Source organism: Arcanobacterium phocae (genome assembly GCF_018913465.1).
Classification (GTDB): Bacteria; Actinomycetota; Actinomycetes; order Actinomycetales; family Actinomycetaceae; genus Arcanobacterium; species Arcanobacterium phocae_A.
This window is the reverse complement of the sequence record NZ_JABAPM010000002.1, coordinates 234354-261202: the sequence shown is the minus strand read 5'-3', so window position 1 is coordinate 261202 and position 26849 is coordinate 234354. Positions and strand designations below refer to the sequence as shown.

General features: G+C 50.6%; 27 protein-coding genes. 25 read left to right on the top strand and 2 right to left on the bottom strand.

Annotated features, from left to right (window positions below):
- Positions 1-13: 13 nt before the first annotated feature.
- The 8 genes from rnhB (at position 14) to KSO86_RS03735 (ending at position 7721) form a co-directional block, all read left to right on the top strand.
- On the top strand, positions 14-700 hold the full coding sequence (gene rnhB / locus KSO86_RS03770; protein ID WP_216378869.1) for a ribonuclease HII: 687 nt from the start codon (positions 14-16) through the stop codon (positions 698-700).
- On the top strand, positions 693-1001 hold the full coding sequence (locus tag KSO86_RS03765) for a DUF2469 domain-containing protein (RefSeq protein WP_091282135.1): 309 nt from the start codon (positions 693-695) through the stop codon (positions 999-1001). The genes rnhB and KSO86_RS03765 overlap by 8 nt, the downstream gene beginning before the upstream one ends.
- A gap of 95 nt (positions 1002-1096) precedes the next feature.
- Positions 1097-1468 carry a YraN family protein gene (locus tag KSO86_RS03760; protein WP_216378870.1) on the top strand — a complete coding sequence of 124 codons (372 nt, stop codon included), beginning with the start codon at positions 1097-1099 and terminating at the stop codon, positions 1466-1468.
- A complete protein-coding gene (locus tag KSO86_RS03755) occupies positions 1465-2982 on the top strand; it encodes a YifB family Mg chelatase-like AAA ATPase (protein WP_216378871.1) in 1518 nt (505 codons plus the stop codon). The genes KSO86_RS03760 and KSO86_RS03755 overlap by 4 nt, the downstream gene beginning before the upstream one ends.
- Positions 2982-4124 (top strand): DNA-processing protein DprA, encoded by a 1143-nt coding sequence (gene dprA, locus KSO86_RS03750; RefSeq protein ID WP_216378872.1) that lies wholly within the window; start codon positions 2982-2984, stop codon positions 4122-4124. Before KSO86_RS03755 ends, dprA begins: the two co-directional genes overlap by 1 nt.
- 23 nt (positions 4125-4147) lie before the next feature.
- Entirely contained in the window at positions 4148-5074 is a 927-nt protein-coding gene (locus KSO86_RS03745) for a tyrosine recombinase XerC (protein ID WP_216378873.1), read from the top strand.
- A gap of 213 nt (positions 5075-5287) precedes the next feature.
- On the top strand, positions 5288-7147 hold the full coding sequence (locus KSO86_RS03740; protein ID WP_216378874.1) for a S8 family peptidase: 1860 nt from the start codon (positions 5288-5290) through the stop codon (positions 7145-7147).
- 16 nt (positions 7148-7163) lie between these two features.
- Positions 7164-7721, top strand: a complete 558-nt coding sequence (locus tag KSO86_RS03735) for a hypothetical protein (protein WP_216378875.1) — start codon at positions 7164-7166, stop codon at positions 7719-7721.
- Between the two features lie 86 nt (positions 7722-7807).
- Here the strand turns inward: KSO86_RS03735 and KSO86_RS03730 are convergent, their stop codons facing one another.
- The gene (locus KSO86_RS03730) at positions 7808-8227 is read right to left on the bottom strand and encodes a M23 family metallopeptidase (RefSeq protein WP_216378876.1); all 420 of its coding nucleotides are present in this window, start codon (positions 8225-8227) and stop codon (positions 7808-7810) included.
- A gap of 556 nt (positions 8228-8783) precedes the next feature.
- Here KSO86_RS03730 and rpsB point away from each other — a divergent pair.
- The 6 genes from rpsB to KSO86_RS03700 all read left to right on the top strand — a co-directional run bounded on the left by rpsB (position 8784) and on the right by KSO86_RS03700 (position 14133).
- On the top strand, positions 8784-9614 hold the full coding sequence (rpsB, locus tag KSO86_RS03725; protein WP_216378877.1) for a 30S ribosomal protein S2: 831 nt from the start codon (positions 8784-8786) through the stop codon (positions 9612-9614).
- A gap of 29 nt (positions 9615-9643) precedes the next feature.
- Positions 9644-10513 (top strand): translation elongation factor Ts, encoded by an 870-nt coding sequence (gene tsf / locus KSO86_RS03720; protein WP_216378878.1) that lies wholly within the window; start codon positions 9644-9646, stop codon positions 10511-10513.
- Positions 10514-10871: 358 nt separating this feature from the next.
- Entirely contained in the window at positions 10872-11633 is a 762-nt protein-coding gene (locus tag KSO86_RS03715) for an electron transfer flavoprotein subunit beta/FixA family protein (RefSeq protein WP_216378879.1), read from the top strand.
- Between the two features lie 12 nt (positions 11634-11645).
- Positions 11646-12518 carry an electron transfer flavoprotein subunit alpha/FixB family protein gene (locus tag KSO86_RS03710; RefSeq protein WP_216378880.1) on the top strand — a complete coding sequence of 291 codons (873 nt, stop codon included), beginning with the start codon at positions 11646-11648 and terminating at the stop codon, positions 12516-12518.
- A gap of 11 nt (positions 12519-12529) precedes the next feature.
- Complete coding sequence (locus KSO86_RS03705; protein ID WP_216378881.1) at positions 12530-13831, top strand: FAD-dependent oxidoreductase; 1302 nt, start codon at positions 12530-12532, stop codon at positions 13829-13831.
- Complete coding sequence (locus tag KSO86_RS03700) at positions 13828-14133, top strand: ferredoxin family protein (RefSeq protein ID WP_216378882.1); 306 nt, start codon at positions 13828-13830, stop codon at positions 14131-14133. Before KSO86_RS03705 ends, KSO86_RS03700 begins: the two co-directional genes overlap by 4 nt.
- Here the strand turns inward: KSO86_RS03700 and KSO86_RS03695 are convergent.
- Entirely contained in the window at positions 14114-15661 is a 1548-nt protein-coding gene (locus KSO86_RS03695) for an MFS transporter (protein WP_216431828.1), read from the bottom strand. The genes KSO86_RS03700 and KSO86_RS03695 overlap by 20 nt on opposite strands.
- A gap of 115 nt (positions 15662-15776) precedes the next feature.
- On the opposite strand from KSO86_RS03695, the gene KSO86_RS03690 reads away from it, so the two are divergent.
- The 11 genes from KSO86_RS03690 (at position 15777) to KSO86_RS03640 (ending at position 26665) form a co-directional block, all read left to right on the top strand.
- Complete coding sequence (locus KSO86_RS03690) at positions 15777-16160, top strand: RNA-binding S4 domain-containing protein (protein ID WP_216378884.1); 384 nt, start codon at positions 15777-15779, stop codon at positions 16158-16160.
- A 35-nt stretch (positions 16161-16195) separates the two neighbouring features.
- Entirely contained in the window at positions 16196-16948 is a 753-nt protein-coding gene (gene pyrH / locus KSO86_RS03685) for a UMP kinase (RefSeq protein WP_091282088.1), read from the top strand.
- Positions 16945-17502 (top strand): ribosome recycling factor, encoded by a 558-nt coding sequence (gene frr, locus KSO86_RS03680; RefSeq protein WP_216378885.1) that lies wholly within the window; start codon positions 16945-16947, stop codon positions 17500-17502. The genes pyrH and frr overlap by 4 nt, the downstream gene beginning before the upstream one ends.
- A gap of 2 nt (positions 17503-17504) precedes the next feature.
- Positions 17505-18398, top strand: coding sequence for a phosphatidate cytidylyltransferase (locus tag KSO86_RS03675; RefSeq protein WP_216378886.1), 894 nt, complete (start codon positions 17505-17507; stop codon positions 18396-18398).
- A 36-nt stretch (positions 18399-18434) separates the two neighbouring features.
- The gene (gene rlmN / locus KSO86_RS03670; RefSeq protein WP_216378887.1) at positions 18435-19721 is read left to right on the top strand and encodes a dual-specificity RNA methyltransferase RlmN; all 1287 of its coding nucleotides are present in this window, start codon (positions 18435-18437) and stop codon (positions 19719-19721) included.
- Positions 19714-20265 carry a DivIVA domain-containing protein gene (locus KSO86_RS03665; protein ID WP_216378888.1) on the top strand — a complete coding sequence of 184 codons (552 nt, stop codon included), beginning with the start codon at positions 19714-19716 and terminating at the stop codon, positions 20263-20265. The genes rlmN and KSO86_RS03665 overlap by 8 nt, the downstream gene beginning before the upstream one ends.
- Complete coding sequence (gene dxr / locus KSO86_RS03660) at positions 20265-21494, top strand: 1-deoxy-D-xylulose-5-phosphate reductoisomerase (RefSeq protein WP_216378889.1); 1230 nt, start codon at positions 20265-20267, stop codon at positions 21492-21494. The genes KSO86_RS03665 and dxr overlap by 1 nt, the downstream gene beginning before the upstream one ends.
- A gap of 15 nt (positions 21495-21509) precedes the next feature.
- The gene (locus KSO86_RS03655) at positions 21510-22751 is read left to right on the top strand and encodes a M50 family metallopeptidase (protein WP_216378890.1); all 1242 of its coding nucleotides are present in this window, start codon (positions 21510-21512) and stop codon (positions 22749-22751) included.
- Between the two features lie 30 nt (positions 22752-22781).
- Complete coding sequence (ispG, locus tag KSO86_RS03650) at positions 22782-23942, top strand: flavodoxin-dependent (E)-4-hydroxy-3-methylbut-2-enyl-diphosphate synthase (RefSeq protein WP_216378891.1); 1161 nt, start codon at positions 22782-22784, stop codon at positions 23940-23942.
- Position 23943: 1 nt separating this feature from the next.
- Complete coding sequence (locus KSO86_RS03645) at positions 23944-24792, top strand: GNAT family N-acetyltransferase (protein WP_216378892.1); 849 nt, start codon at positions 23944-23946, stop codon at positions 24790-24792.
- Between the two features lie 85 nt (positions 24793-24877).
- Entirely contained in the window at positions 24878-26665 is a 1788-nt protein-coding gene (locus KSO86_RS03640) for a proline--tRNA ligase (protein ID WP_216378893.1), read from the top strand.
- Positions 26666-26849 lie beyond the last annotated feature (184 nt).

The following is a 26849-nucleotide window of genomic DNA, read 5'->3' as shown; positions in this document are numbered from 1 at the left end:
TTGGCTAGTGTGAATGTTGCATCCTGATCGTGTTGTTGAAAAAGAACTACTAAAAACGCTGAAACCCGGAGCATTTTTGGCGGGCGTAGATGAAGTAGGGCGCGGTGCCATTGCTGGTCCAGCAAGTGTAGGTATTGCTCTTGTCAATCTCCAGACGAAGGATGACTTCCCGGAAAATTTGCGGGATTCTAAGTTGCTATCGCCGCGAGCACGTGAAAACCTGATTGAACCGGTGTCATCGTGGGTAAGTGCTCGTGCAGTTGGACATGCGAACGCCTATGACGTTAATGAGTTTGGGATTATCGGTGCACTACGGATTGCCGCGAGCCACGCATTAGCGCAACTAACCCAGTACGATATTGGTGGAATACTACTTGACGGTAGTCACGACTGGTGGACATCGGACGGGCTATTCGATGCCGGTTGCACGCTACCAGCATTACCGGTGCACATGGAAGTAAAAGGCGACGCGCGTTGCGCTGTCGTGGCAGCAGCGAGTGTATTAGCTAAGGTAGAACGTGATGCGATTATGGTTCAGGCTGCTCAGAATTTTCCTGAGTATGGTTTTGAACGTAACAAAGGCTATGCTTCAGCACAACATATCGCTGGTTTAGCAGAACATGGGCCGTGCGATTTTCATCGGACAGCGTGGAAACTCCCTGGTGTGAGCTCAACGATTGGACAGGCAAATAATGAGTGAATTGGAAAACTTTGAGGCAGACGCTGAGTTGGCGTTGTACCGCGAGTATCGTGAAGTTGTTAATCTATTCCGGTTTGTTGTTGAAACTGAGCGACGGTTCTACTTGGCGAACGACGTCGATGTGAAGGTTCGCGCCTCGGCCTCTGGTGATATTTTCTTTGAAGTGATGTTGAAAGATGCATGGGTCTGGGATATTTACCGGCCATCTCGGTTTATTCGCGAAGCTCGCGTAGTAACGTTTAAAGACGTCAATGTCGAAGAGCTGAATAAGCCAGATATTACGCATGAACTGGCAATGTGATGTCCGGCTTTTCCACAAGATCATTTAGCTAAACGTTTCTCCACAGATTTATTTTTTCTCGTTGGCCGCGATGCCGCATTTGTTTTCATTAACTTATGGAAACACTAAATAATCGGCAGTCGTTGGGTGCCTGGGGAGAAGAAACTGCTTCGCGCTATGTGCAGTCCCGCGGCTGGGCCGTCTTAGACCGCAACTGGCGTAGTCCCGCGGGCGAATTAGATATTGTCGCATATGATCCAGCGCGTGACGCGCTCGTAGCAATCGAAGTTAAGACCCGGCGGTGTGTACGCTACGGAGCTCCAGAAGAAGCCGTTACCCGCCAGAAAATAGAACGAATTCGGCGAGCCTTCGGGCACTGGCAACATATCCAACGTCGGCGCGCTGCTCGGATAGCGATTGACGTTATCGCAATTACGGCGAGAACCGTTGACGATTTTCGACTTAACCACATTCGGAATGTCGCATGAGTATCGGTATTGTCGGGCGTGCGATGAGCATGACGTTGATCGGAATCAGTGCTCAACCGGTACTTATTGAGGCAGTTATTCTTCCCGGGCTGCCACGGTGCTCCATCGTCGGCTTACCTGATACTGCAGTGAACGAAGCACGGGAACGCTTGCGCGCAAGTTTTTCTCAGGTCGGTCTGCCTTGGCCACAAGAACGGTTGACAATAAATTTATCACCCGGTGCACTGCCAAAGACGGGCACCGGGTTAGATCTTGGCCTAGCTATCGCGATCTTATGTGCCCAAGGCTATAGGCCATTAACTAAGCGCGCGATGGCTATCGGAGAACTAGGGCTGGATGGGAGTGTACGTCCGATTCCAGGAGTTCTGCCCAGCGTCGTGGCCGCAAAAGAAAACGGCTTGAAAACAGTACTTGTTCCACAAGAAAATGCTCATGAGGCGCAACTGGTTGATGGGGTGAACATTGTGCCAGTAGCTGGCCTCGCCCAAATCGCACAATGGATGGAAACGGGTATCCCGCAATTTGATAGTCCGGGCAAGAACTCGTTAGCGTTGCCTGCAAAAATGCCCGACCAGCGACTCGATATGGCTGAGGTATACGGTCAAGAATCAGCACTAATTGCTACTGAAGTCGCCGTAGCTGGGGGACACCATATGTTGATGCTGGGTTCACCGGGTGTCGGAAAATCGATGATTGCCCAACGGATACCAACTGTTATGCCGGATCTATCAGCTGATGAAGCGATAGAGGTAGCTATTATCCAATCCGTGCAGGGTCAAAGTTGCGCGGAATTAAATTTCCGGCCACCGTTAGCGAGTCCGCACCATACCACCTCGGTAGCTGCTCTGATTGGTGGCGGAAGCACTATTGCCCGCCCCGGTGCGATAACTGCGGCTCACAATGGAATCCTCTTTTGCGACGAATTTGCTGAGTTTTCACCACGTGCTATCCAAGCTTTGCGAGAACCACTCGAAACAGGGTATATCGACATCGCACGCAGCTCTGCCAGGGTTCGTTTTCCCGCGCGGTTTCAGCTCATAGCTGCCGCTAACCCGTGTAAATGCGGGAAAGCTCTTGACGGTCCAGGAGCCTGCCAGTGCACTTCGCGCGACTTACGTAGTTACCAATCTCGGTTAGGCGGGCCGGTGCGGGACCGGATCGACGTCGTTATATCTCTTAACCGTCCCACAAAAGCTGATCTCAACATGGGGAGCACGACGACGAGTGCCCGCATGCGAGCCAAAATAGAGTGTGCTCAGCAACGGCAATATGAGCGACAAAACGTCCGGAATAGCCAGCTCAGTGGTTCATGGTTACGGGAGCACACTACATTGAGCAGCGCTATTTCGGCATTGTTCGATAATAGGTTACGTGTGGGCCAGCTGTCTATGCGCGGGATGGACCGAATTTTGAAACTAGCGTGGTCCGTTGCCGATATTAACGAACATGCGCATCCTACTGATGACGATGTGGCATTAGCTTTCTCTCTGCGAACAAATATTGAGGAGACATAATGGGTAATGAACATAGTGCTGCTCAAGCGTGGAGCTATCTATGCGAAGGTGGCCATCCACTCGCGCACGCACTTATTGAAGCTACTTCATATGAGCAGGCATTGTCGTGGGTAAAAGAATACGGTACCCACAGTCAGCTGAGCGATGAAATCGAAGAAGCTATACAACGCAGCGGCGCTCGCGGTGATTACGTGCGAAGAACGATGCAAGCATGGCAGTTACGGTTAGCGTCGTATCAAGAAATGAGTACGTTTACGATGAAACGCATGGGCATCAGTTTTTTGATACCCGGTGATAAACAGTGGCCGTTCTCTTTAGATGATCTCAGCGCTCCAGTTTTTGGCCTGTGGATTCGCGGAGATGTTGACGTTCTTTCGCGTCCGGCTATTTCACTAGTTGGATCACGTGCAGCTAGTTCCTACGGAAAAAGAATCGCCCGAAATTTGGCCTGCGATCTTTCTGATACCCACATTATTGTCTCTGGCGGAGCTTTTGGAATCGATGCGCAAGCTCATCTGGGTGCCTTACACAATGGGAAACAGACCATCATAGTATCGGCTGGCGGCGTAGATAGACCGTATCCACTCGCACATTCAGATCTTTTTACCGCAACGATAGCTCAAGGAGCCATTCTGTCTGAATCTCCGCCAGGAGCGGCGCCACAACGACATCGTTTTTTATCTCGGAATCGGATTATCGCAGCATTAGGTGCTGGAACAGTGGTAGTGGAGGCTCCTAGCCGTTCGGGTGCATTATCTACTGCGCGTCATGCAATTGACTGCGGTCGGCCAGTAGGTGCGTGTCCAGGATTAGTGGATACTCCGGTTGCCGACGGTTGTCATCTTTTGATCCGTAACGGGGCAACGCTAATTCGTAATAGCGCAGATGTGCGCGAACTCGTCTCTTGGCAACAGTTAACGCTTTCCACGGGTGAAGGAGAAGATATTTTCCAGATGCCTGATGACGGCTTTGACAAGATCTTGGAGCAGGTTTGGGAGGCAATTCCACTCACTTGTGCAGCAACGGCATCCTCGATTGCTCGTGTTGCTGGGGTGAGTGAGAGAGAAGCTCTGGTGAAACTTGCTCGATTAGAACTATTGGGCCGGGCGCGCAACGTGCCTTCAGGGTGGAGGCGAGTATGAACTCCTAGGCTAGAATAGAAAGCATGACTGCGGAGCTACCACAAGCATTAGAGAATATCCTTGCTCGATATAACCGAGAAATTAGTTTGCGGCGTGGTCTGTCCGATCATACATGCCGCGCATATCTTGCCGAAGCACGATCGCTTTTGGAGTTCTTACATCAGCAGTCGGACAACGCTGCGGTAGCTATTGGGGAACTTGACATTCGTGATTTACGTTCTTGGTTGGCATATCGCCAACAATCTGGACACGCTCGTTCTTCGATAGCGCGGCATTCTGCCGCAGTGCGCACTTTTACTGCGTGGATGTTGAAAGCCGGAATAATTGATCACGATCCGGGGGCACAGCTTAAAGCTCCGCGAGCAGCAAATGAGTTACCACATGTGTTATCTGTTGCCCAGGCGCGTGAACTACTCCGAGTAGCTCATGAGAATACACAATCGGGAGATCCGATTGCTATTCGGGATGCTGCAATTTTTGAACTGCTCTATGCCACAGCAATTCGAATAAGTGAGTTAGTTGGAATCAATATTGGCGATATCTCTCCGGATAATTCCATACGAGTGCTGGGTAAAGGCAACAAAGAACGGGTGGTGCCTTTTGGACGTCCAGCCCGCACAGCTCTCATGGCATGGTTGAGCGTGCGTTCGTCCCTATTAGGGAGTAACGTTCAGGATCCGGCTTTGTTTATTGGGGCGCGCGGGAAGCGAATAGACCCGCGTGTTGTTCGGAAATCGCTCAGCCAGCTGACGATCCAAGCAAATCTTCCAGATATTACGCCACACGATTTACGGCACTCGGCCGCCACACATCTACTTGACGGCGGATCAGATTTACGAGCTGTGCAAGAAATACTCGGACATTCGTCAATTGGGACAACGCAGCGCTATACGCATGTTAGTGCAGAACGGCTACGAGCAGCATTTGGACAAGCCCACCCGCGTGCATAGATCCGTTGGTGCTCTTGAGGTCCTTCGATAAATTCGTTGAATTATAAGAAATACGCAAAGCTAACTTTCGACTAGGCGACTAAATACACATTTTTAGTTTTCGTGAATGTCGAATAGCGCTCGTTGTTAAGTCAATCCTATTATTTTTTCTAGGCATAATGTGTTTAGAGGAATAATCTTATCCGTCCGTTACCTATCGAAAGAGGTATGGCTGTGCAGAAAAACGTTCTTATAAGGATCTCCGGAACGTTTGCAGTAATGTTGGCTCTTGCTACAACAGCGATCGAGCCACTCCCGTTAGCTAAAGCAAACGAGATACAAAAGCTGGAAGTTAATACAGATCAATTCGTTATCAAGTACAAAGCGGGGTCTGAACCTGCTGAAGCAATCCAAAATTCAACTGAGGCTGAAGGCGTCCAAGATCGGCTACCTGCTGAAGAACAAAAGAGAATCGATCAGGCGCTTACCGAGGAAAAAGCTCAATTGACCGGGTCTAAAGCAGGTGCACAGAACACTGCGATGATTTCCCTCAATAAAGAGCTTTCGGAAAATGATGCTGAAAGCTTGGTAGAAAACCTTGAGAACGATGCGGACGTAGAGTTTGTAGAACCTGTGTATATAGCCAGGCCGAACAATATGAACGCTGATGAGATAGGTAGCGGAAACTATGCCAGTTATCAATGGAATCTAGATGAAGATGCAGGGATAAATGTTGCAGAAGCATGGCGTTATAGCCAAGGCGAAGGTGTGACTGTGGCCGTACTTGATACGGGTATCGTCGATCATCCGGAGTTAAACAATAAACTGGTACCGGGCGCAGACATGATTTCGAATCCGTCTTTCAGTCGTGATTACGACGGGCGTGATATGAATCCGCGGGATGAGGGAGACTGGATGAGTGCGCACGAGTGTGGAAATTGGCCCGAACGCCCCAGAGCGTCGTCTTGGCATGGTACTCATGTGGCGGGGATTATTGGAGCAGAACGTGACGGATCTGGTATCGACGGTATTGCTCCAAAGTCATCCATTCAACCAGTCCGTGTTCTAGGACGATGTGGTGGTACTTCTGTTGATATTGCAGACGGAATCATATGGGCGGCTGGTGGTGACGTCCCAGGCATGCCACACAATCAAAACCCTGCGCAAGTTATTAATCTGAGTCTTGGAGGAAACGCGCCACAGTGTCCGCATGTTTATCAGAATGCAATCAATGAAGCTATCAAGCGCGGAGCGACAGTTGTTGTAGCTGCAGGTAACGAAAGCCAGAATGCCCGATATTCGACACCAGCAAATTGTGAAGGCGTGATCACAGTAGGTGCAACGGGAGCTAAAGGAGAGCAGTCTAGTTTCTCGAATTATGGTCCGAATCTAACACTTTCTGCCCCCGGAGGAAATGGATCACGAGAAAACCAGATTTTGTCGGCCGGTAACAGCTCAAGCTCGCGGCCAGGAAAACCAAATTATATTTGGATGCAGGGAACATCGCAGGCTACTCCTCATGTTACTGGTGTAGCAGCATTACTTAAATCCAAGTTCCCTGAAATGACTCCGCTTCAAGTTAAAGACGCATTGGTAGCCTCTACCAAGCAGATTAAAGAATGCCGTGGCGGATGCGGACAAGGTTTACTCGATGCGCCAGCTGCTCTTCGTGCTGCTGCATCAATAGTGAAACGCAATTTGGACTCTGACGATGAACAAAATACTTCCAAACCTGTTCCGGAGTCTCCGGTTAAAGCTCCAGTGAAGTCTCCGGTTAAAGCTCCAGTGAAGTCTCCGGTTAAAGCTCCAGTGAAGTCTCCGGCGCGTGCTCGAGTGATGCTGAGAGATTTTTGGCTCGATAGTAGTGAGACTACTGGAGTAGATATTGCTGGATTTGAACCTGGAGAAGATATCGTTGCTTTTATCGATAATTTCAATAACCCAATCGGCAGCGTGAAAGTTAATGAGGAGGGAAGAGCCAATGCTTTCTTTTCTCCTGATAAATTCCTGAAGCGTGGCTACCATATCTTATATATTCAAGGAGAGCATTCTGGTCGGGTCGCCGGGACCACTTTCCATTATCTTGCGCGTTAATCTAGGAGGAGTAAAGATGCGGAGGGCCTTAGGCATACTTTCACTTTCTTTCTGCTGCTTATTAACTCTGATTGCTTGTGCTGATGATACAACGGAGACTAGGGACTCATTGCCTATACTTAGTGGAACAGAAACATCGGAGAATGATAGCGAAGTAGCTGAACCACTAGAGGTTGAAGGCGGCGGTGATTTCTCTTCGCAGCGTCCAACTAGCGGAGAGTCGCGGAAATCTGGATCAGTAGTTGAGCAGCCAGACCCTATTCGCGATATGTCTACCAGTCTTCTTGTAATTGGGTATGAATCAAACTCAGCTGAAGCTAAAGTTTTAGCTGCGGGTCCTGCAACAGGTGATCTCGCACAGTTGCTTCCTCCAGAAGAAGTTGAAAGACTGAATACAATTTTCCAACAGTCAGATGTAATAGCAAAATCTGCTCAGGCCAATGGCAAAGGAGCGCTGACTGTTACATTGAGTAGGAAGATAACAGAAAACGAAATGCAAAACATTGTTGCAGCGATACAAGAGAACATGTCTATCGCATTTTCCGAGCCAATATTGGTCGCAACAATTAAATAGCGGCAACTTTTGTTAATATCGGGCGAATATAGGCATAGTGTCCTATATTCGCCCGATATTATCGTTGATCGTGGTGAAGAAAAGTGCTATTTTAAAAGAACTATTGGGCCTTCAAGTAAAAATAACGGATTGAGGTAATGATTCTTTCCTTGTTTCGCTCCCCAATGTAGACACGACGAGGGAGCACAATGAGTGCCGTCCACGGTTCCGATGATTTCATGTGGTTGGACCCGCTGTCCTTTAACAACTGCTGGGATTACTGGCTCATACGTAGTCCGGATACCGTCGTCGTGAAGAATCGATATAACCTGCCGGTCATTGAGAACTCCTGAATAGATGATTGTTCCTGCTGCCGGAGCGTATATCGGTTTTCCTTGGGTAATGTCGAGATCAACTCCACGATGCCCGGGTAGCCAATTATACTTGCCAACGCTAAACGGTTGTATAACTTTAACCGGCTGGCCAGTTGGCCAATCGTAACGATGCCTGATGGGAACTTGTCGCACATGGGACTGGTTGCTGGATGGAAACGAGTGATTCGTGATCTTGCTGGTTACTATATCCGTGTGTTCTAAAGCTGAATCTGGCGAATGTGTAAAGGTAGCAGGAACTATTAAACTTGTGGCCAGCACGGCACAAGAAACACAAGCTTTTGCAACAGTTAATCTAAACATAGTGACAGTATGCGCGAAAATACTGATTGGGAATGGTTGACAATGGAAATTGTGGAAAACAGGCGAAATCTGGTTCTATGTGGATAATTATTTGCTGCTCAGAAAATAGCGAATAAAATCGACCGAGTTGTCTGGACGCGCTCGTGAAAAGCAGAAAATGTCACCAATCCCACGTCTTATCTCTAACAAGACGTTAGCTGTAAATGAGAAGCGTCAGGTAAACTTGGAAAGGCTACGAGTGTAGCTAATTCGCGCGTGCGTTCGCCGTAAGGTCTCTTCTGCTTCGGTGCTTATGTTGCAGAAGGTGGCACGCCAGGGTTTATCGGTAATCCTGCCGATAAACATTAACCGTATCTATGCGTGTTTTCACGCCTGAGAAAGGACGACCATGGCAGTCGTTTCTATGCGCCAGCTGCTTGAAGCTGGTGTCCACTTCGGTCATCAGACCCGCCGTTGGAACCCAAAGATGAAGCGTTTCATTCTTACCGAACGCAACGGCATTTACATCATCGATCTTCGCAAAACTGTTGAAGACATCAACTCTACCTACGATTTCGTTAAGGAAACTGTTGCTCACGGTGGCAACATCCTCTTCGTTGGTACTAAGCGCCAAGCACAGCAGCCAATTCGCGAGCAGGCTGAGCGCGTCGGTATGCCATACGTGAACGAGCGTTGGTTGGGTGGTATGTTGACGAACTTTGCCACCGTTTCATCTCGTATTCAGCGTCTCAAGGAACTTGAACTAATTGATTTCGACGACGTCGCTGGTTCAAAGTTCACCAAGAAAGAGCTGTTGATGATGCGTCGCGAGAAGGAAAAGCTGGAGCGTACCCTCGGTGGTATTCGCGACATGCCAAAGGTTCCTTCCGCTATTTGGATCGTTGATACCAATAAGGAGCACTTGGCTGTTGCTGAAGCCAAGAAGCTCAACATTCCTGTTGTTGCTGTTCTTGACACCAACTGTGATCCAGATGTTGTCGACTACGGCATTCCTGGAAACGATGACGCTATTCGCTCCATCGAAATCCTCACCCGTGTTGTTGCTGACGCTGTTGCTGAAGGTCTTCTTGCCCGTAATGGTGGTAAGAATGCCGCTGAAGAACCAATGCCAGAGTGGGAGCGCGAAATGCTCGCTTCCGACAAGGCGGAGGAAGAAGCTCCAGCCGCTGAAGTTGAAGCAACCACCGAAGAGTCCGCTTCCGAAACAACTGAAGCCTGATTTGGGTTTATAAAGGAAGGTATATTTACATGGCAAATTACTCTGTCGCTGATATTAAGGCTCTTCGTGAGAAGACTGGTGCCGGAATGCTCGACGTTAAGAAAGCGCTTGCTGATGCTGAAGGCGATACCGCCAAGGCTGAAGAGCTACTTCGTCTCAAGGGCTTGAAGGTTGCTGCAAAGCGCGAAGGTCGCACTGCAAGTGCAGGTCTCGTTCTTTCCAAGATCGTTGACTCCGCTGACGGTCAGACCGGTTACATCATTGAGGTTAACTCCGAAACTGACTTCGTAGCAAAGAACGAGAAGTTCATTGCGTTCGCTGAGGAACTGCTTGAAGCCGCTGTTGCTTCCAAGGCTACCTCGGTGGATTCATTGCTCGAAGCTCCACTTGCTGAAGGTACTGTCAAGGATCGTATCGACAACTTCACCGGTGTTATCGGCGAGAAGCTTGCTGTTGGTTCTCTCGAGACCCTTTCTGGCGAGCATATCGAATCTTACATGCACCGCACCGCAACCGATCTGCCACCTCAGGTAGCAGTTCTCATTGCGACTGACGAAGCTGGCACCAAGGTTGCTCATGATGTTGCTGTTCACATTGCAGCAATGAACCCACAGTATCTCAACGAAGAAGAAGTTCCAGCTGAGATCGTGGAAAACGAGCGCCGCATTGCAACCGATATCACGGTTGCTGAAGGTAAGCCAGAAAAAGCTATCGCAAAGATCGTTGAAGGACGTCTCAAGGGCTTCTTCAAGCAGATTACGCTAGTTGATCAGCCATTTGCTCGTGACCCAAAGACCTCTGTCGGTCAGGTCATCGAGTCTGCTGGCGGTAAGGTCACAGGCTTCAAGCGCGTTCGCGTAGGCGAGGCTGCAGCTGCTGCTGACGCTGCCGCTGAGTGAGCACAGCTCAAGCACATAGCTTAAGAGTGTAAGGGCGAGGTTCTTTTGAACCTCGCCCTTACTGTTTGTGGGTAGCCGAGATCGCAGAGGTCGGCGGTAGAGAAACTCGGCAATAGCGCAAACCGAGAGCATATATGCCTCGGTTTGCACTATTGCCGCGATTAGCGGACGGTATCACGTGTAGCAACCCCATTCTGGCATCGAAGAACGGTTTAGTTACCTCAGCGGTGTAGTGACCAGACCTCGTTTGGGACAGCAACGGTTTAGCGACTAATCCCACCACGCTTCCAGCGCATGCGATTACGCAAAACGTATAGAATTGTGGTGGTTTAAACCCGCAATTCATAGGAGTGTGTTCATGAGTGTAGTTGTTGCATACAAATACACCACAAACCCACAAGATGCTCGAGTAGCAGCTGATGGTACGGTGGACTGGTCACGTGCAAAACCTGCAATGAGTGATTATGATCCAGTGGCAGCCCAAGTTGGCAAAGCCTTAGCCGCGGATCTAGGAACAGAATCTATCGGCATCAGTGTTGGGGCAGCAGCTATTGGCGGATCCATGGCTCGGAAAAATGCTATGTCTAAAGGCTTTTCTCGCGGTCTGATCCTTGCTGATGATGCGGCGCAAGATCTCAACCCAACTCAATACGCTCAGCTACTTTCACAACTAGTCGAGCGTATCGGAGATGCAACGATAGTCATTACTGGTGATGCATCAATTGATAATGGAGCATCGATGACCTCAGCGGTACTTGGCGGCTATCTTGGTTGGCCGGTATTCCAGCAAGTAGAGAAAATTGAACCTCTTGACGGCGGCTATCGCCTTACTCAGCAGGTTGCTGGAGGAACTCGCACGGTAGATGTTTCTGGTTCCGTTGTTGTGGCAGTTACATCAGATGCGGCACGTGTCCCGGCACCGTCGATGAAGGAAATTCTGGCTGCAGGTAAAACTCCGGTCGAGGTACTAACGCTGGCAGATGTTGAGCCGGCTCCAGCTGGTGTGCGACCTGTTGCGCACCAAAAACCAGTCGAGCGTGAGCGTAAGCGAACAATTTTTGCCGGACCAGATGCAGTAAATGAACTTGTTTCTGCGCTCCGTGCAGATGGCGTGCTCTAAGGAAGGAACAAAATGTCAACTACATGGATTGTTACTACCAACGGAGCTATTTCTGATCTCGTTGCTTTAGGTAAAGACCGCGGCGATACTATTACTGCCGTTGTAGTCGGTGATGTGGCTGTTGCTGATGTTGATTCAGTCATTCGGATTCCGCAACAAGCAGGTCAGCCAGCTGAAGTTCTAGCTCCGGCAGTTAGCGCTGTTGTTACTGCTCGTGCTGATGATGTCATTTTGGCTGCTGATTTACCTGCTGAACGTGTCCTCGCAGGGGCTGTGGCAGCAAAGTTGAGCGTCCCTATTCTTGTGAGCGTTCGTCAGCTTGGCACAGGCACTGCGCAGGTTGCTCGTTTCGGCGCTATTACACTCGAAACAGTCGAATTTACGGGTCCGGTTGTGGCGCTATATGATGGTGGGGCTGAGCTTACCGGAACAGCTGGTGACGAGGCGACTGTAGACTGCGCAGGTTATTCGGCGCGGGTGATCACGGAGGATATTAGTGATACGCCGCGGGTAGATATTACGCGCGCGGAGCGCGTGGTGTGTGCCGGTCGCGGATTTGAAAACAAAGAGGATCTCCAACTCGCTCAGGATTTAGCGGATGTTCTTGGTGCCGAAATGGGCGTTTCTCGTCCGCTTGCCGAAGGCTATGGTTGGGTGCGTCGCGATAACTATATTGGTATTTCGGGACAAATTATTGCTCCCGAGCTTTACATTGCTGTTGGTACCTCAGGCCAGATCCATCACACTGCAGGTGTCACGGACTCCCAAACAATCGTGGCTATCAACAATGATGAGCTCGCAACAATGTTTGATTTTGCAGATTATGGCATTGTCGGTGACCTGTATCAAGTATTGCCGGAATTGACTGCGGCATTGCAGAAATGAGCTAAATTCCTGTGAGCATTGATTACGATTTTGACGTTATAGTAGTGGGCGCTGGTATTGCTGGTCTTACTACTGCTTATTTGTTGGCTCAGGACGGCCACGAAGTATTGCTAGCGGAGCGCGGCAATGAGCCAGGGGAGAAGAATCTTTCCGGCGGCGTGTTCTATTCACGTGTCATGGATGAGATTTTTCCGGATTTTTCGCAGGTAGCTCCGATAGAACGCCGCATGACGCGCAATGTCTTGACGCTCCTTAATGCTGATTCTGCAGTTTCAATGGATTATTGGGACGCGCGTTTAGCACAACCAGCGAATGCGGTGTCGGTCTTGCGTGCCAAACTTGATCCGTGGCTTGCTGAGCAGGCAGAAGAAGCTGGCGTGACTGTTATGAGTGGCGTCAAAGTGGATGAGCTTGTGAAAAGTGAGTCGGGCGCAGTATGCGGTATCCGTGCCGGCGAGGATATTTTGCATGCCAAAGTCGTAGTCTTGGCAGATGGTGTTCATTCGTTTTTAGCTTGTGCTGCAGGTTTGCGAGCGAAGCCTGCTCCGCAGACGCTGGGCGTTGGTGTGAAATCAGTGGTGCGTCTTGGCGCCGATGTGGTTTCGGAGCGTTTCCACGCTGGGAACGACGACGGCGTGGCGTACGCATTGGTTGGCGACGCTACTCGTGGTGTTCCAGGCGGAGCATTTATGTACACGAACAAGGATTCCGTGAGCGTAGGTATTGTCGTCAATGCCCAGGATCTTGCCGAATCCGGGCATGATGTTGTGGAGTTACATGATCATCTGATTAGCCATCCGTTTATTCAGCCGCTGCTGGCTGGTGGTGAGTTGCTAGAGTATGGTACTCATATGGTGGCCGAGGGTGGTCAGACTATGGTTGGTCAGATTGCTTTTGACGGTGCAGTCATTGTTGGTGACGCTGCTGGTTTCACCATTAACAATGGTTTTGCGATTCGTGGAATGGATTTGGCTGCGGAATCAGCACGGTGCGCTGCCCGCGCAGTGCATGAGGCTTTAGAAGCAGAGGATTATTCTGTTACTCGATTGCAAGCTTATGAGCACAATGTTGCTGCCTCGTGGCTGGGCCAGGATATGGCGACTTTCCGTCATGCGCCTGACTTTTTAGCGTCGACGCCACAGATGTACGGCGAGATTGGTCAGTACGCGGCTGATGTGCTTCACGGTGTTTACCATATGGATCAGACTCCACGTAGACGCATCGTCCCATTGGCATTAGCAAAGCTCAGGGCCTCTAAGCTGAGCATCTGGAATTTAGTCAAGATCGCCCGGAAGATGAAGAAGGCACTATGACGCAGAGCGATAACTTTTCCTTGCCTCCGCTTAATCGCCGGTTAGCAGGCAACTCGTATATGACTGACGATGAGGCTTCGCATATCGAGGTTCATCAGGAAGAATTAGCTGCCAGTGGTTTCGCGGATACGCTTATCCATATTTGTCCGGCACGAGTGTATTCGAAGAATCCTGATGGAACTGTGGCTGCTGAATATGCGGCATGCTTGGAGTGCGGTACGTGTTTAGCACTAGCTCCGGCTGGTACCTTGAGCTGGCATTACCCGAATTCCGGGATGGGGATCAGCTATCGCGAAGGCTAGTACGTTGCTGATGGACCATAATCGATGCAACGGTGAGAGTGAGCGAAGCTAGGAAAACAACGAGTCCTAGTGCGAGGAGCATTCCTAGTAGCCAGTTGGGTTCTCCTGTTGTCGATCTTTGCCCTGCGAAGAATACTGCAGTCACCATTGCGATGCTGATAGCAGTAGCGATGCGCTGACCTGTTTGCAAAAAGCCACCGGCAGTTCCGCCGTGTGCGTGGGGCACGTCCATCATTGTTATTGTTTGGTTTGCTGAACCGAATGCTCCGAAAGCGAATCCTTGGAATGCGAGGGGGATGGCTGCCCACCAGAAACTAGCACCATGTTCGATTCCCCAGACGACGCCGGCCAGCCCAATGGCGCTGGCAACGATGATGATGGCACATAATACTTGAATTGCAGCACCATGTTTGACGGCGTATCGTCCACCCCACATCGCTCCAAACGCTGACAATACGGCGTTGGGTAAGGTAAGTAGCCCGACGCTTAGGGCTATAGCGCCTACTCCGTTTTGGAGGTAGATTGCGACGATGGCCATGACAGCAGGTCCGGCCAAGAAGAATAATGAACCAGTGAGTGTACCGAGCGCATAGCTTGGGATTTTGAGAAGCTCGAGATCCATCATGGGGTAGTGTCCGCGCTCTTTGTAGCGTTTCTCCCAGCGCACCCAGAAAATAGTCAGCGCTAGTCCTGCTGGCAAAAATGTCCATATCCATGGTGTGGTTCGTACCATAAAAGGAAGCATGATAAGTAGGACGCATACGGAAAGCAGGGAAGCTCCGATGGGGTCAATATCAATTTTGCCCCGTCGTTCAATAACCTTATGTCCGACAGCGCGCTCACGACGTCGGAATTCTGCTTGCACTTGTTGATGGTGAGGCCCCACGGTTCGTCGTTCTTTACCGAAGGGTAGCCATTTGATAGCCAATAACAATCCGATTATTCCGAGCGGTACGTTGACTAAGAATCCGCCTCGCCAGCCGAGGTCATTGCCGAGCCATCCGATTAAGACCCCAGATAGGATGGGACCGATTGCCACGGATAAGGAAACCACTAAGCCGAAAAGTGCAAAGGCTTTGGCGCGTGCCTGACCTTCGAAATATTGCAAGATGAGCCCAGTAGTTTGGGGCGAGAGAATTCCGGCGCCAATCCCTTGTAATACTCTAAAAATATTGAGTACGACGATATGTGTGGATAACCCACAAGCAAGAGACATAGTAGTGAACAACGTGAGTCCGACGACGAACAGTGATGAGCGTCCTAAGATGTCACCTAATCGTCCGGCTGGAACAAGAACAATTCCGATAGCGAGAGCATAACCAGATAATACCCACTGTAGACCAGAGTCGGTGGAATGGAGTGCCTCGCGTAGGGCTGGCAGTGCGTTGTTCACTGAGCTCACCTGTACTAATGCCATCATCAGAGGCACAAGGAGTACAGCTAGAAGCTGGCGTTTATCGTATATGCGTGGGGAACCGGGCACAGTGAAAGCGTGCTCGGTTGGAATCGATCTTGCGTTCTTCTTCATTCGTGTTCTCTCAGTCTAAGAAGGTACGGATCGATACTAGTCCTTTTCATTTTCAACTAATACGTGCTGGGTCATAATATTGTAGTGATCTGTGTGACCCTTTAGGCTGGATATCATGAGTGAAACGGTTCGAATAGATGTTTGGCTGTGGTCGGTTAGGCAAACTAAAACGCGCAGTCTGGCTACTGCGGAATGTAAAGCAGGACATGTACGCATTAATGGTGCCGTTGTTAAACCTTCCTCGCCGGTGAAAATCGGTGACGAAGTGCGTTATAGGTTCCAAGGTTTTGATCGGATATTGCAAGTGACTGGGCTTATCTCGAAGCGCACTAGTGCGCCACGCGCTCAAGAATGCTATGACGATTTGAGTCCGCAACGCCCGAAGCTCTTTATCCCAGTTTTTACTCGAGAGCGCGGAGCTGGCAGGCCTACGAAGAAAGAACGACGCGAATTGGATCGGATTCTTGGACGTAATTCGAACTATGGTCATATGGGGTAGAATCTTCTTAGCGCTAACTAGATGAAAGGTGGACCATGTCTGCTGATATGGCCGCACACGGTACACGCCGTGTGCTCTTAAAACTGTCGGGTGAGGTATTTGGCGGTGGAGACATCGGCCTCGATACAACGGTACTTCGTCGTATTTCTAATGAAATCGCGGAAGCTGTGCGAGCTGGTGTGCAAGTCGCTGTCGTCGTCGGCGGGGGTAATTTCTTCCGTGGTGTCGAACTCCAAGAAAATGGCATGGATCGAGCTCGGGCCGACTATATGGGAATGCTTGGCACTGTTATTAATGCTGTTGCCTTGCAGGATTTCCTGGAGAACTCAGGTATTCCGTCGCGTGTACAAACGGCGATTACGATGAGCCAGGTTGCTGAAGCATACATTCCACTAAGGGCAATCCGTCACCTTGAAAAAGGCCGTGTTGTTATCTTTGGCGCCGGCGCAGGTATGCCTTTCTTCTCAACTGATACAGTCTCGGCACAACGTGCACTCGAATTACGGTGTGATGAGTTGTTAGTAGGGAAGAACGGGGTTGACGGTGTTTACACTGCAGACCCACGTAAAGATCCGAACGCTGTCATGCTTGAATCAGTGACGTATCAGCAAGCCCTCCACGACGGTCTAAAAGTGGTAGATGCGGCAGCGTTCTCGTTATGCCAAGATAATGGAATGACTATGCGCGTTTTCGGAATGGGTACACCAGGAAACGTGTCTCGCGCGCTGCGCGGGGAAAAGATCGGTACCCTAGTGACATCAACCCCCAACAGCAAGGACCAAAAATGATTGACGATACCCTACTCGAAGCCGAAGAAAAGATGGGCAAAGCAATTGACGTTGCCCGTAATGACTTCTCGAAAATCCGTTCGGGTCGTGCTAATCCAGAACTATTCACATCTCTAGTTGTGGACTACTATGGCGCGCCAACTCCGTTGCAGCAACTGGCCACAGTTTCGGTTCCGGAAGCTCGTACTGTTCTTATTTCGCCATATGATCGCTCTGCGATGAAAGATATTGAGCGTGCTATCCAAGAATCAGACCTAGGTGTTAACCCTACTGATGACGGCCAAGTATTGCGTATTAACCTGCCTGCGCTTACCGAAGAGCGTCGTCGGGAATACGTCAAGCTTGCCAAGACTAAGGGTGAAGATGCGCGTATTTCGATTCGAGCAATTCGTCGTAAGGCTAAGGAAACGCTGGATAAGATCAAGAAGGACGGCGAAGCTGGCGAAGATGACGTCGAGCGCGCCGAAAAAGAACTCGAAAGCCTCACTAAGAAGTTTGTCGATACTGTCGATTCTATTCTTGAGGCTAAAGAGAAGGAATTGATGGAGATCTGATTGTGGCTACACCAAGTCCAACAGCGACTCGCTCGTTTTTAGAACGCATAACTCCGCACCCGCCGCGTCCGCCTAAAGAGGTTACTTCGCGTGCCGGGCGAAATGTGCCGGCTGCAGTGCTGACGGCTGCTGTCTTGTTGGGCTTGGTGGGGCTTTCATTAGCATACAAAATCGAAGGTTTTGTAGTGCTTGCGATTGCTTTCATCCTTGCTGGTTTATGGGAAATTGCGGGAGCATTTCTGGCTCGCGATATTCATATTCCAGCGATCCCACTTCTTGGAAGTGGGCTAGGTATGATACTAGCAACCTGGTTCGGCGGAATAGAAGCGGGACTGGTGGTATTCCTCATCGCCAGTGGTATCTTGGTCTTGTGGCGTAGCTATATGCCAATGGCGAATGCCCTAACCGATGCTTTAGCCGGGGTTTTTGCCTTGGCATGGATCGGTATCTTTTCGATGTTTGCAGTAGCCCTGGCAGCACTTGAAAATGGCCCGCTTGCTATCGTCGCTTTCGTGCTTCTCCCAGTGGCATCGGATACTGGTGGCTGGCTTGCGGGCATCACCTTTGGCAAGCATCCGATAGCACCTTCGATTTCACCTAAAAAATCCTGGGAGGGCTTTGTTGGCTCACTCCTCGGAGCACTCTTCGCTGCGGGGGTTACTATCTGGTTCGCTTTAGGCTTACCTTGGTATGCGGCGCTAATCATCGGGCTGCTAACCCCGGTTTTTGCTACAGCTGGCGACTTTTCGGAATCGCTTCTGAAACGTGATCTTGGTGTGAAAGACATGGGATCGATCTTTCCAGGCCACGGTGGCGTGCTCGATAGGGTAGATTCACTGTTGTTTTGTGCACCGATTCTCTACGTCGTCCTTACGTATGGCTTCGGCGTGAACTGACGAACCAGAAACATACGTCTGCTTTCGAGGACTGGAATGAAGAAAACTAAACAGGTTATGCCACGTGTGGAGCAAGGGCCGCGCCCGTCGCTTTCATTTACTGAACGTCGGCATGGCAAGCCACCAAAACATTTGGCTGATCTTAGCCGTAGTGAGCGGCGTGCACTGGTAGCAGATCTCGGATACCCACAATTTCGTGCTGACCAGTTGTCGAAGCATTATTTCGAGCATAGCTGTGTTGACCCGGAGCAGATGACGGATTTACCGCAAGCTCAACGCGCTGATTTGACGCGCGTTATGCTCCCGCAGCTCATCACTAAAGTTCGTGATCAAGTTGCTGACGGCGGAGTAACTATTAAGACGCTGTGGAAACTGTTCGACGGTGCCGTCGTGGAGTCGGTGCTGATGAAGTATCCCGATCGTGCAACGCTCTGTATTTCGTCACAAGCTGGTTGCGGCATGGCGTGCCCATTTTGCGCCACTGGCCAAGCTGGTTTAACACGCAACCTATCTGCCGGAGAGATCGTTGAACAGCTCCGCCAGGCACGTCAGCTTGCTGAAGAGGGTATTTTTGGCGAGCCAGTGCGGGTAACCAACGTCGTGTTCATGGGAATGGGAGAACCATTAGCGAATTTCCCGGCAGTGCGCGATGCATTGCACCGCATGATTGAGCCAGCGCCAGAAGGCTTTGGTATGTCGGCCCGCAATATAACCGTGTCTACTGTTGGTATGGTTCCAGTAATTAAGAAGCTTGCTGACGAAGGCTTGCCAGTGACATTGGCGGTATCCTTGCATGCACCGGATGATGGTTTGCGTGACGATCTCATCCCTATTAACTCGCGCTATAAAGTTGGCGAATTACTAGACACTGCACGGTATTATTTTGTTCGGACTGGACGGCGAGTTTCGATTGAGTACGCGTTGATTAAAGATATGAATGACCATCAGTGGCGTGCTGAGCTTCTTGCTGCGGAGCTTAATTCGCGTGGGCGTGGCTGGGCGCATGTTAATCCGATTCCGCTTAACCCGACGCCAGGATCGATTTGGACCGCGTCTACGACGGCGGATACACGGGTCTTTGTTCAAACGTTGACTGATGCTGGGATCTCGACGACGATCCGAGACACTCGTGGTTCAGATATAGACGGTGCGTGTGGCCAGCTAGCTGCTGAAGTAGTAGACCGGGATCATGTTTCACGGCGCGCTGCCCGCGCACAAGCTGCAGTCGATGCCCGCATCGAGGCGCATCGTAGCGAACCGAAAGATTTTGATTCGACTCTTGCTGCTATGGCAGCAGTTACGAATGGAGATATCGATGAATGACACATTTGCGCGCGTTGGCTGGTTCCGATCTGGGTATGATCCAGCTCAGGTTGATGCATTTTTGGAGCAAGCAAAAGATGCATACGATGTAGCTTACGAAGATGGACAGGAAATTACTGAAGAAACAGTACGACGTGTCTCATTTCCGTGGGTACGTAATGGGTATCATGCACAGCTTGTCGACGCTGCGCTAGATCGGTTAGAAAGAGCTTTTATTCAGCGGCGACGTGCTGCACGGGTACGCGAAGAAGGCGAAGACCGCTGGCTACGATCTACGTATGATCGGGCAACGAGTCTATATCCACGTCTACGTCGACCAGCCGGACAGCGCTTTGCACACCCAGAGAAGTCGGGTTACTCTTCTGCTGATGTCGATGCATTAATGGATCGCATTATTGCTTTCTTCGACAGTGCGGAGCCGATTACCTCTCAGGAAGTCCGCAATACTACTTTTTCTTCGGCTAAGAATGAGAAAGCCTATGAAGAAAAAGTCGTGGATGTTTTCCTCGATCGTGTGATTTCAGTTTTGATGAGTGTGGAATAATGCGGCGGGTTATCGTTTTAGGCTCAACTGGTTCTATCGGCACCCAAACACTGGATGTGATTTCCCGGCATCGGGATAAATTCCATGTGCATGCTTTAGGTGCGGGAGGTTCTCGTATCCCGCTGTTAGCTGAGCAAGCTGCAACATTCAACGTTCCGATTGTAGGCGTGGCAGACGAATCAGCTGTTAACGATTTTCATAAGCAGTGGAATGATCGTTTTGCGCATTTGCCAGAGCCTCAGATCATTGCTGGCGAGCGGGCAATCACTGAGCTCGCGGGTAGTGGTAGTGGAGTTAGCATTGATTCCTCCGACGTCGTCGTCAATGGTATTACGGGTTCAGTTGGGCTATTGCCCACGCTTGCAGCACTGCACTCGGGCGCGACGTTAGCACTGGCAAACAAGGAATCTCTCGTTGTAGGAGGCTCTCTTGTAGCTGAAGCGATGGCGTGGCCGGGGCAGATTGTCCCGGTTGATTCGGAACACTCGGCTATCGCGCAAGCTCTTCGTTCGGGTCGGCATTGTAAGGGGTTAACCTCACCAATCGTTGATGGAACAAGCGAAGTGAGCCGCATTATCCTGACTGCATCAGGTGGACCTTTCCGTGGCAAAAAGCGCCACGAGCTAGCAAATGTCACCCCGCAACAGGCGTTAAACCATCCAACATGGTCAATGGGGCCGGTGGTCACAATTAACTCTTCTACACTTATGAATAAGGGTTTAGAGCTCATCGAAGCTGCATACTTATTTGACGTTGCACCAGAGAATATTGTGCCAGTTGTTCATCCGCAGTCGATGATCCACTCGATGGTCGAGTTCCAGGACGGATCTACGATTGCACAGGCTTCAGATCCGGATATGCGACTTCCGATAGCCTTGGGAATTTCATGGCCAGATCGGCTCGATCCGGTTGTCGCTCCACACTCGTGGGATACGCCATCTGCATGGACATTTGAGCCACTTGATCATGAGGTATTCCCGGCAGTTAAATTAGCACAGCAGGCGATCTCGACGTCGTCACTGCACCCGGCTATTCTCAATGCTGCCAATGAAGAATGCGTGGGTGCGTTCTTAGCTGGGAAGTTACCGTATCTAGGAATTGTCGATACCGTGAAACAGGTACTTGAAACACTGTCAGTTCCGGCAGAGCGAACTGTTGAGAGTGTTCTTGACACTGAGAAGCGTGCGCGCACGCTTGCCCACAAAATTATGGCACAACATAGCCTCTAACCAGAGAAAGATACTATGCTTCCCGGAATTATTTTTATGGTTATTGGGCTCGTCGCCTCAGTAGCTATCCACGAACTAGGACATCTCATACCAGCGAAAAAATTTGGTGCAAAAGTTAGCCGGTATTTCGTTGGCTTTGGTCCAACTGTTTGGTCAATTGAACGCGGTGGAACTGAATGGGGAGTCAAAGCAATCCCGCTTGGTGGGTTCGTATCGATTGCTGGAATGTTGCCGCCGGCAAAAGACGGCGTGCCGACAACTAAACCTGACGGGTCCTTAACGTTGGCTCAGGAAGCCCGGTTACAGTCTGCTGAAGAATTTGATGATCCGGCGCAGCCAGGTGCTTTTTGGCACCTGCCAGCGCGGCTGAAAATGATTGTCATGTTTGGTGGGCCGCTAACGAATCTGATTATCAGTATTGTTTTGCTTGCTGCAGTTACCGTCGGTATTGGAGTGCCGCGGTTGTCTACGACGATTGCACAAGTAGCTCCATGTATTGATAATGCTGAAACTTGCACACCTGCTCCGGCAACTGGTGTCATCGAGCCGTCGGACACGATTATTTCGTGGGGCGGTAAGCAAGTCGAGACATGGAATGATATCCAACAAGCTATCGCAACTGGTGGGACTGTAGCGACGGACGTCGTCGTCGAACGAAACAACGTTCAAAAAACGCTTTCTGTTACCCCGGTAATGCGCGAGTTTGACGACGGTACTGGCACTGTAGCCACCAAGCCATATGTGGGAATAGGTCCGGCAATCGAGCGCCGCCCAGGAACGCTTTCTGAAGTTCCGGGCCAGACATGGACAATGGCTAGCGGCACTGCCAAAATACTTGTCCAGTTGCCGGTTAAACTCTGGGATGCCGCTAGCACCCTGGTCACCGGCGAAAAGCGTACCCCAGATTCTGTGGTTGGCCTAGTTGGCATCGCTGATGTCGCAGGATCTATCAGTGCGGCGCAAGTAGATAACTACAGTTTTCTTGATCGACTTGGCGATTTAACGATGCTCCTCGCAGGGCTGAACATGACGTTGTTCATCTTCAATATGATTCCGTTGCTGCCGTTAGACGGCGGCCATATACTCGGTGCACTCATCGAAGGTGTCCGGCGGAAAATCGCTTTCTCCCGCGGGAAACCGGATCCAGGACCGTTCGATACTGCACGGCTACTGCCGGTGAGCTACACAATGATTTTGTTCTTTATTTTCATGACCGTGCTACTGATTGTGGTCGACATAGTTAACCCCATCGTGTGAGAAACCCTCAAGAGTGGAATAATACAGAACGTGAATATGCCAATTGCTTTAGGAATACCCAGCGTGAAAGAACCAGATCCTGTTCTCGCGCAACGGAAGAAGACTCGTCAGATTCAAGTTGGTGACGTCAAAGTTGGCGGTGACGCTCCGGTGTCCGTGCAGTCGATGACCACCACAAAAACGCATGATATCGGTGCAACTTTGCAGCAGATCGCAGAGTTGACCACTGCTGGTTGCGATATTATTCGAGTTGCGTGTCCAACCGATAAAGATGCTGATGCGCTACCAATTATTGCTACAAAATCAAAGATTCCAGTGGTTGCTGACATCCATTTCCAGCCACGGTATGTTTTTGCGGCGATTGAGGCTGGCTGTGGTGTGCGTGTCAACCCAGGAAATATTAAGAAGTTTGATGACCGCATCCCGGAAATCGCTGCGGCTGCTAACGCTAACGGCACAGCTATGCGCATCGGAATTAATGCCGGGTCGCTAGACCCGCGGTTGCTCAAAAAATACGGCAAGGCAACTCCGGAAGCTCTGGTTGAGTCGGCAGTGAATGAAGCCCGGCTTTTTGAAGATGCCGGCTTCTATGATTTTGCTATCTCTGTTAAGCACCACGATCCAGTGACGATGGTTCGTGCCTATGAGTTGCTGTCCGAAGCAGGCGATTGGCCATTGCATCTGGGCGTGACCGAAGCAGGTCCAGCGTTCCAAGGAACCGTGAAATCCTCGGTAGCTTTCGGTGCATTGCTCGCTCAGGGTATCGGCGACACTATTCGTGTTTCCCTTTCGGCCCCGCCAGTTGAAGAGGTCAAGGTTGGCGAAGCCATTTTGCGTTCGCTTAACTTGCGTCCAAAGAAGCTGGAAATTGTGTCGTGTCCGTCTTGCGGCCGCTCCCAAGTAGATGTGTACACCCTAGCGAATCGAGTTTCGGAGGGTCTGAAAGATATTTCGTTCCCGCTGCGGGTAGCTGTTATGGGATGCGTCGTTAACGGTCCAGGCGAAGCAAGAGAAGCAGACCTAGGGGTAGCTTCTGGAAACGGCAAAGGACAGATTTTTGTTCGAGGTAAGGTTGTTGAAACTGTTCCAGAAGCAGATATCGTCCCGACTCTCATCGCTCGCGCGCGAATTGTTGCAGAAGAACTCGGGTTAAGCGAGGACGCAGCAAGCTCACCTGAAGTGATTGTGTGAGATGACATGGCCGTTTCGGCGTGCCGGTCAGCTTCGCCGACTCGGGTCGAATGACCTTGGCCGTGCTTTCCAGTTCTTTGACCGGGACCCAGTAGGTTCTGTTCTTGCGCGGGGTGCCGTCGAATCACGCACCCAACGTTTGGCTCATGCTGTGGGGATCGACGACGGCGATCAGCTACGATCAATTTGCTGGATCGGGGCCAACATCATCCCACTTGGGTTTGATGAACCTGGCCTAGACTTACTAGCCAGTTACGTCAGCCGGCATGATCGGATCGCTAACTCTCTGGTAGGTCCAGCTGATCAGGTTCTGGGCCTGTGGGAACGCATTAAAGATTCTTATGCAGCTCCACGCGAGGTCCGGGAACATCAGCTGTCCATGGTATGGCAGGGAAATTCACGGTGTGGATACGACGATCAGGTGCGTCCCGCTCAGCTCGGTGAAGGACCACTTATTGTACCGGCTTCAGTCGCCATGTTTATCGAGGAAGTCGGGTATGATCCTACTCGGTATGGGCCGGCCTATACCCGTCGGGTGCATTCGCTTGTCCGAGATGGACGAACGTTCGTGCGGTTTGATGATTCTCCACAGCCAGTAGTTGAGTTTAAAGCTGATATTGGCGCGTTAGCCGGGGGAGTAGCTCAAATACAAGGTGTTTGGGTTCATCCAGATTTGCGTGGGCGCGGAATCGCTGGGCCGGCAATGGCCAGCGTAGCGAAACTGATTCAGGATTCGCATGCGCCAGTGGTCTCCCTCTATGTGAACGACTACAACATTGCTGCGGTGCGCGCATATGAAAAAGCCGGGTTCGCCGTCGTCGGAGAGTACGCAACGGTACTGTTGGCATAATGTGAATGTTGCCAACGCCACGCTTGATTCGTCGGAGAAAATAGGGTGGACAGCGTGAAACAGCTAGACTAGTACTGTGCTAAAAATGTCTGAACTTTTTGTCCGTACCCTCCGCGACGATCCGGCCGACGCAGAGGTCCGTTCTCATAAACTGATGGTACGTGCCGGATACGTACGTCGTGCTGCGCCTGGTATTTATACTTGGCTACCACTAGGGCTCAAAGTGCTCCGCAAAGTTGAAGCTGTGGTGCGTGAAGAAATGGATAATGCGGGTTCGCAAGAAATGCATTTCCCGGCGCTATTGCCACGCGAGCCGTTCGAAGCTACGAATCGGTGGGAAGAATACGGTCCGAACTTATTCCGGTTGAAGGATCGGCGCGATAACGATTATCTGTTGGCACCAACGCATGAAGAAATGTTCACGTTGGCTGTGAAGGATATGTACTCTTCGTACAAGGATCTTCCAGTATCGCTCTACCAGATTCAGCATAAGTACCGTGATGAGGCTCGTCCGCGTGCTGGTATCATCCGCACCCGCGAGTTCATCATGAAGGATGCCTATTCTTTCGATATTGACGACGCCGGTTTGGACCGCTCCTATGAAACGATGCGTGCCGCATATCAGCGAATCTTTGATCGTCTTGGTATCCCGTATGTGATTTGTTCGGCGCAGTCTGGACCAATGGGTGGTTCGCGTTCGGAAGAATTCCTTTCGCCATGTGCTATTGGTGAAGATACCTTCGTTATGTCCGCGGGTGGTTACGCTGCAAATACCGAAGCAGTCACTACTCCGGCACAGCCGGATCAGGATTTCTCTGATGTTCCGGAACCGCACACTGTTCCAACACCGGGTGCAACAACGATTGCATCGCTTGTTGAGATGGCGAACGAGGTGGCACCGCGTGCGGATCGCGCGTGGGAAGCAAGTGACACGTTGAAGAATGTTGTGGTTGCTTTTGTCCATCCGGATGGTGAACGTGAAGTTGTTGTTATTGGCGTCCCTGGGGATCGCGAAGTTGATCTCAAGCGAGTAGAGGCCAGTATTTCCCCGGCTGAAGTCGAGATGGCAACGGCACATGATCTTGAGCAACATCCAGAACTTGTGGCCGGCTACATTGGTCCGGAGGTTATCGGACCAAATTCGGCTTCCCGCACAGTGAGTGATGAGGGTGAAATCTCTGGTTCAGTGCGGTACTTACTCGATCCGCATATCGCTCGCGGTTCGCGTTGGATTTCTGGGGCGAATGAAGTTGATCAACACGTTTTCGATCTGGTCTACGGGCGCGACTTCGAAGCCGACGGTACGATTGAAGCTGTTGAGGTTCGTGAAGGCGATGAAGCTCCAGATGGTTCTGGCCCGCTCACGATCGAACGCGGTATCGAGATCGGACATATCTTCCAGCTGGGCCGCAAGTATGCTAAGGCACTTGACCTAACAGTGCTTGACCAAAACGGTAAGACCGCAGTGGTAACCATGGGCTCATATGGTATCGGTGTTTCGCGCGTGATGGCTGCATTGGCAGAGTTGAATTCAGATGATATGGGGCTGAAGTGGCCGTTGCATCTTGCTCCTGCTCAGGTCCATGTACTTGCTACTGGAAAGGACGCGGCGATATTTGAGACGGCGCAGAATTTTGCGGAGGAGTTGTCTGGTCGTGGACTAGAAGTTCTCTACGATGATCGCGTTAAGGTATCAGCCGGCGTGAAGTTTGCGGACTTCGAACTGATTGGTGTTCCATTCGCGATTGTTGTCGGGCGTGGTCTCAAAGACGGCATGGTTGAGATCCGTGATCGTCGCAGTGGCGAACGGTACGAAGTTCCAGTGGCTAACGCGCTGAATGCTTTGGAATCAAAGATGTCAGCGAGCATTTAAGAACAAAGTTTACGGTTTAACTGATAAAAGATGGAGCCACCTGTGGGTGGCTCCATCTTTTATCAAAATTATGGAAAGATCTAAAAGTAACCCAATCTGTCATTGGGTACAAAGTAAATACTTAAAGTGCAATCAGTTGTTGACAGTGCTAGTAGATCGATCTAATATGTGATTTAGGCAATGA

Excerpts from the sequence above, each read along its gene's own strand:
- tsf (WP_216378878.1), top strand. The coding sequence starts at position 9,644 with ATGGCAAATTACTCTGTCGCTGATATTAAGGCTCTTCGTGAGAAGACT.
- KSO86_RS03690 (WP_216378884.1), top strand. The coding sequence starts at position 15,777 with ATGAGTGAAACGGTTCGAATAGATGTTTGGCTGTGGTCGGTTAGGCAA.
- KSO86_RS03700 (WP_216378882.1), top strand. The coding sequence starts at position 13,828 with ATGACGCAGAGCGATAACTTTTCCTTGCCTCCGCTTAATCGCCGGTTA.
- dxr (WP_216378889.1), top strand. The coding sequence starts at position 20,265 with ATGCGGCGGGTTATCGTTTTAGGCTCAACTGGTTCTATCGGCACCCAA.
- rlmN (WP_216378887.1), top strand. The coding sequence starts at position 18,435 with ATGAAGAAAACTAAACAGGTTATGCCACGTGTGGAGCAAGGGCCGCGC.
- KSO86_RS03645 (WP_216378892.1), top strand. The coding sequence starts at position 23,944 with ATGACATGGCCGTTTCGGCGTGCCGGTCAGCTTCGCCGACTCGGGTCG.
- frr (WP_216378885.1), top strand. The coding sequence starts at position 16,945 with ATGATTGACGATACCCTACTCGAAGCCGAAGAAAAGATGGGCAAAGCA.
- KSO86_RS03755 (WP_216378871.1), top strand. The coding sequence starts at position 1,465 with ATGAGTATCGGTATTGTCGGGCGTGCGATGAGCATGACGTTGATCGGA.
- KSO86_RS03665 (WP_216378888.1), top strand. The coding sequence starts at position 19,714 with ATGAATGACACATTTGCGCGCGTTGGCTGGTTCCGATCTGGGTATGAT.
- KSO86_RS03745 (WP_216378873.1), top strand. The coding sequence starts at position 4,148 with ATGACTGCGGAGCTACCACAAGCATTAGAGAATATCCTTGCTCGATAT.
- KSO86_RS03655 (WP_216378890.1), top strand. The coding sequence starts at position 21,510 with ATGCTTCCCGGAATTATTTTTATGGTTATTGGGCTCGTCGCCTCAGTA.
- KSO86_RS03765 (WP_091282135.1), top strand. The coding sequence starts at position 693 with ATGAGTGAATTGGAAAACTTTGAGGCAGACGCTGAGTTGGCGTTGTAC.
- KSO86_RS03640 (WP_216378893.1), top strand. The coding sequence starts at position 24,878 with ATGTCTGAACTTTTTGTCCGTACCCTCCGCGACGATCCGGCCGACGCA.
- KSO86_RS03735 (WP_216378875.1), top strand. The coding sequence starts at position 7,164 with ATGCGGAGGGCCTTAGGCATACTTTCACTTTCTTTCTGCTGCTTATTA.
- KSO86_RS03710 (WP_216378880.1), top strand. The coding sequence starts at position 11,646 with ATGTCAACTACATGGATTGTTACTACCAACGGAGCTATTTCTGATCTC.
- KSO86_RS03760 (WP_216378870.1), top strand. The coding sequence starts at position 1,097 with ATGGAAACACTAAATAATCGGCAGTCGTTGGGTGCCTGGGGAGAAGAA.
- pyrH (WP_091282088.1), top strand. The coding sequence starts at position 16,196 with ATGTCTGCTGATATGGCCGCACACGGTACACGCCGTGTGCTCTTAAAA.
- KSO86_RS03695 (WP_216431828.1), bottom strand. The coding sequence starts at position 15,661 with ATGAAGAAGAACGCAAGATCGATTCCAACCGAGCACGCTTTCACTGTG.
- KSO86_RS03715 (WP_216378879.1), top strand. The coding sequence starts at position 10,872 with ATGAGTGTAGTTGTTGCATACAAATACACCACAAACCCACAAGATGCT.
- rpsB (WP_216378877.1), top strand. The coding sequence starts at position 8,784 with ATGGCAGTCGTTTCTATGCGCCAGCTGCTTGAAGCTGGTGTCCACTTC.
- rnhB (WP_216378869.1), top strand. The coding sequence starts at position 14 with ATGTTGCATCCTGATCGTGTTGTTGAAAAAGAACTACTAAAAACGCTG.
- dprA (WP_216378872.1), top strand. The coding sequence starts at position 2,982 with ATGGGTAATGAACATAGTGCTGCTCAAGCGTGGAGCTATCTATGCGAA.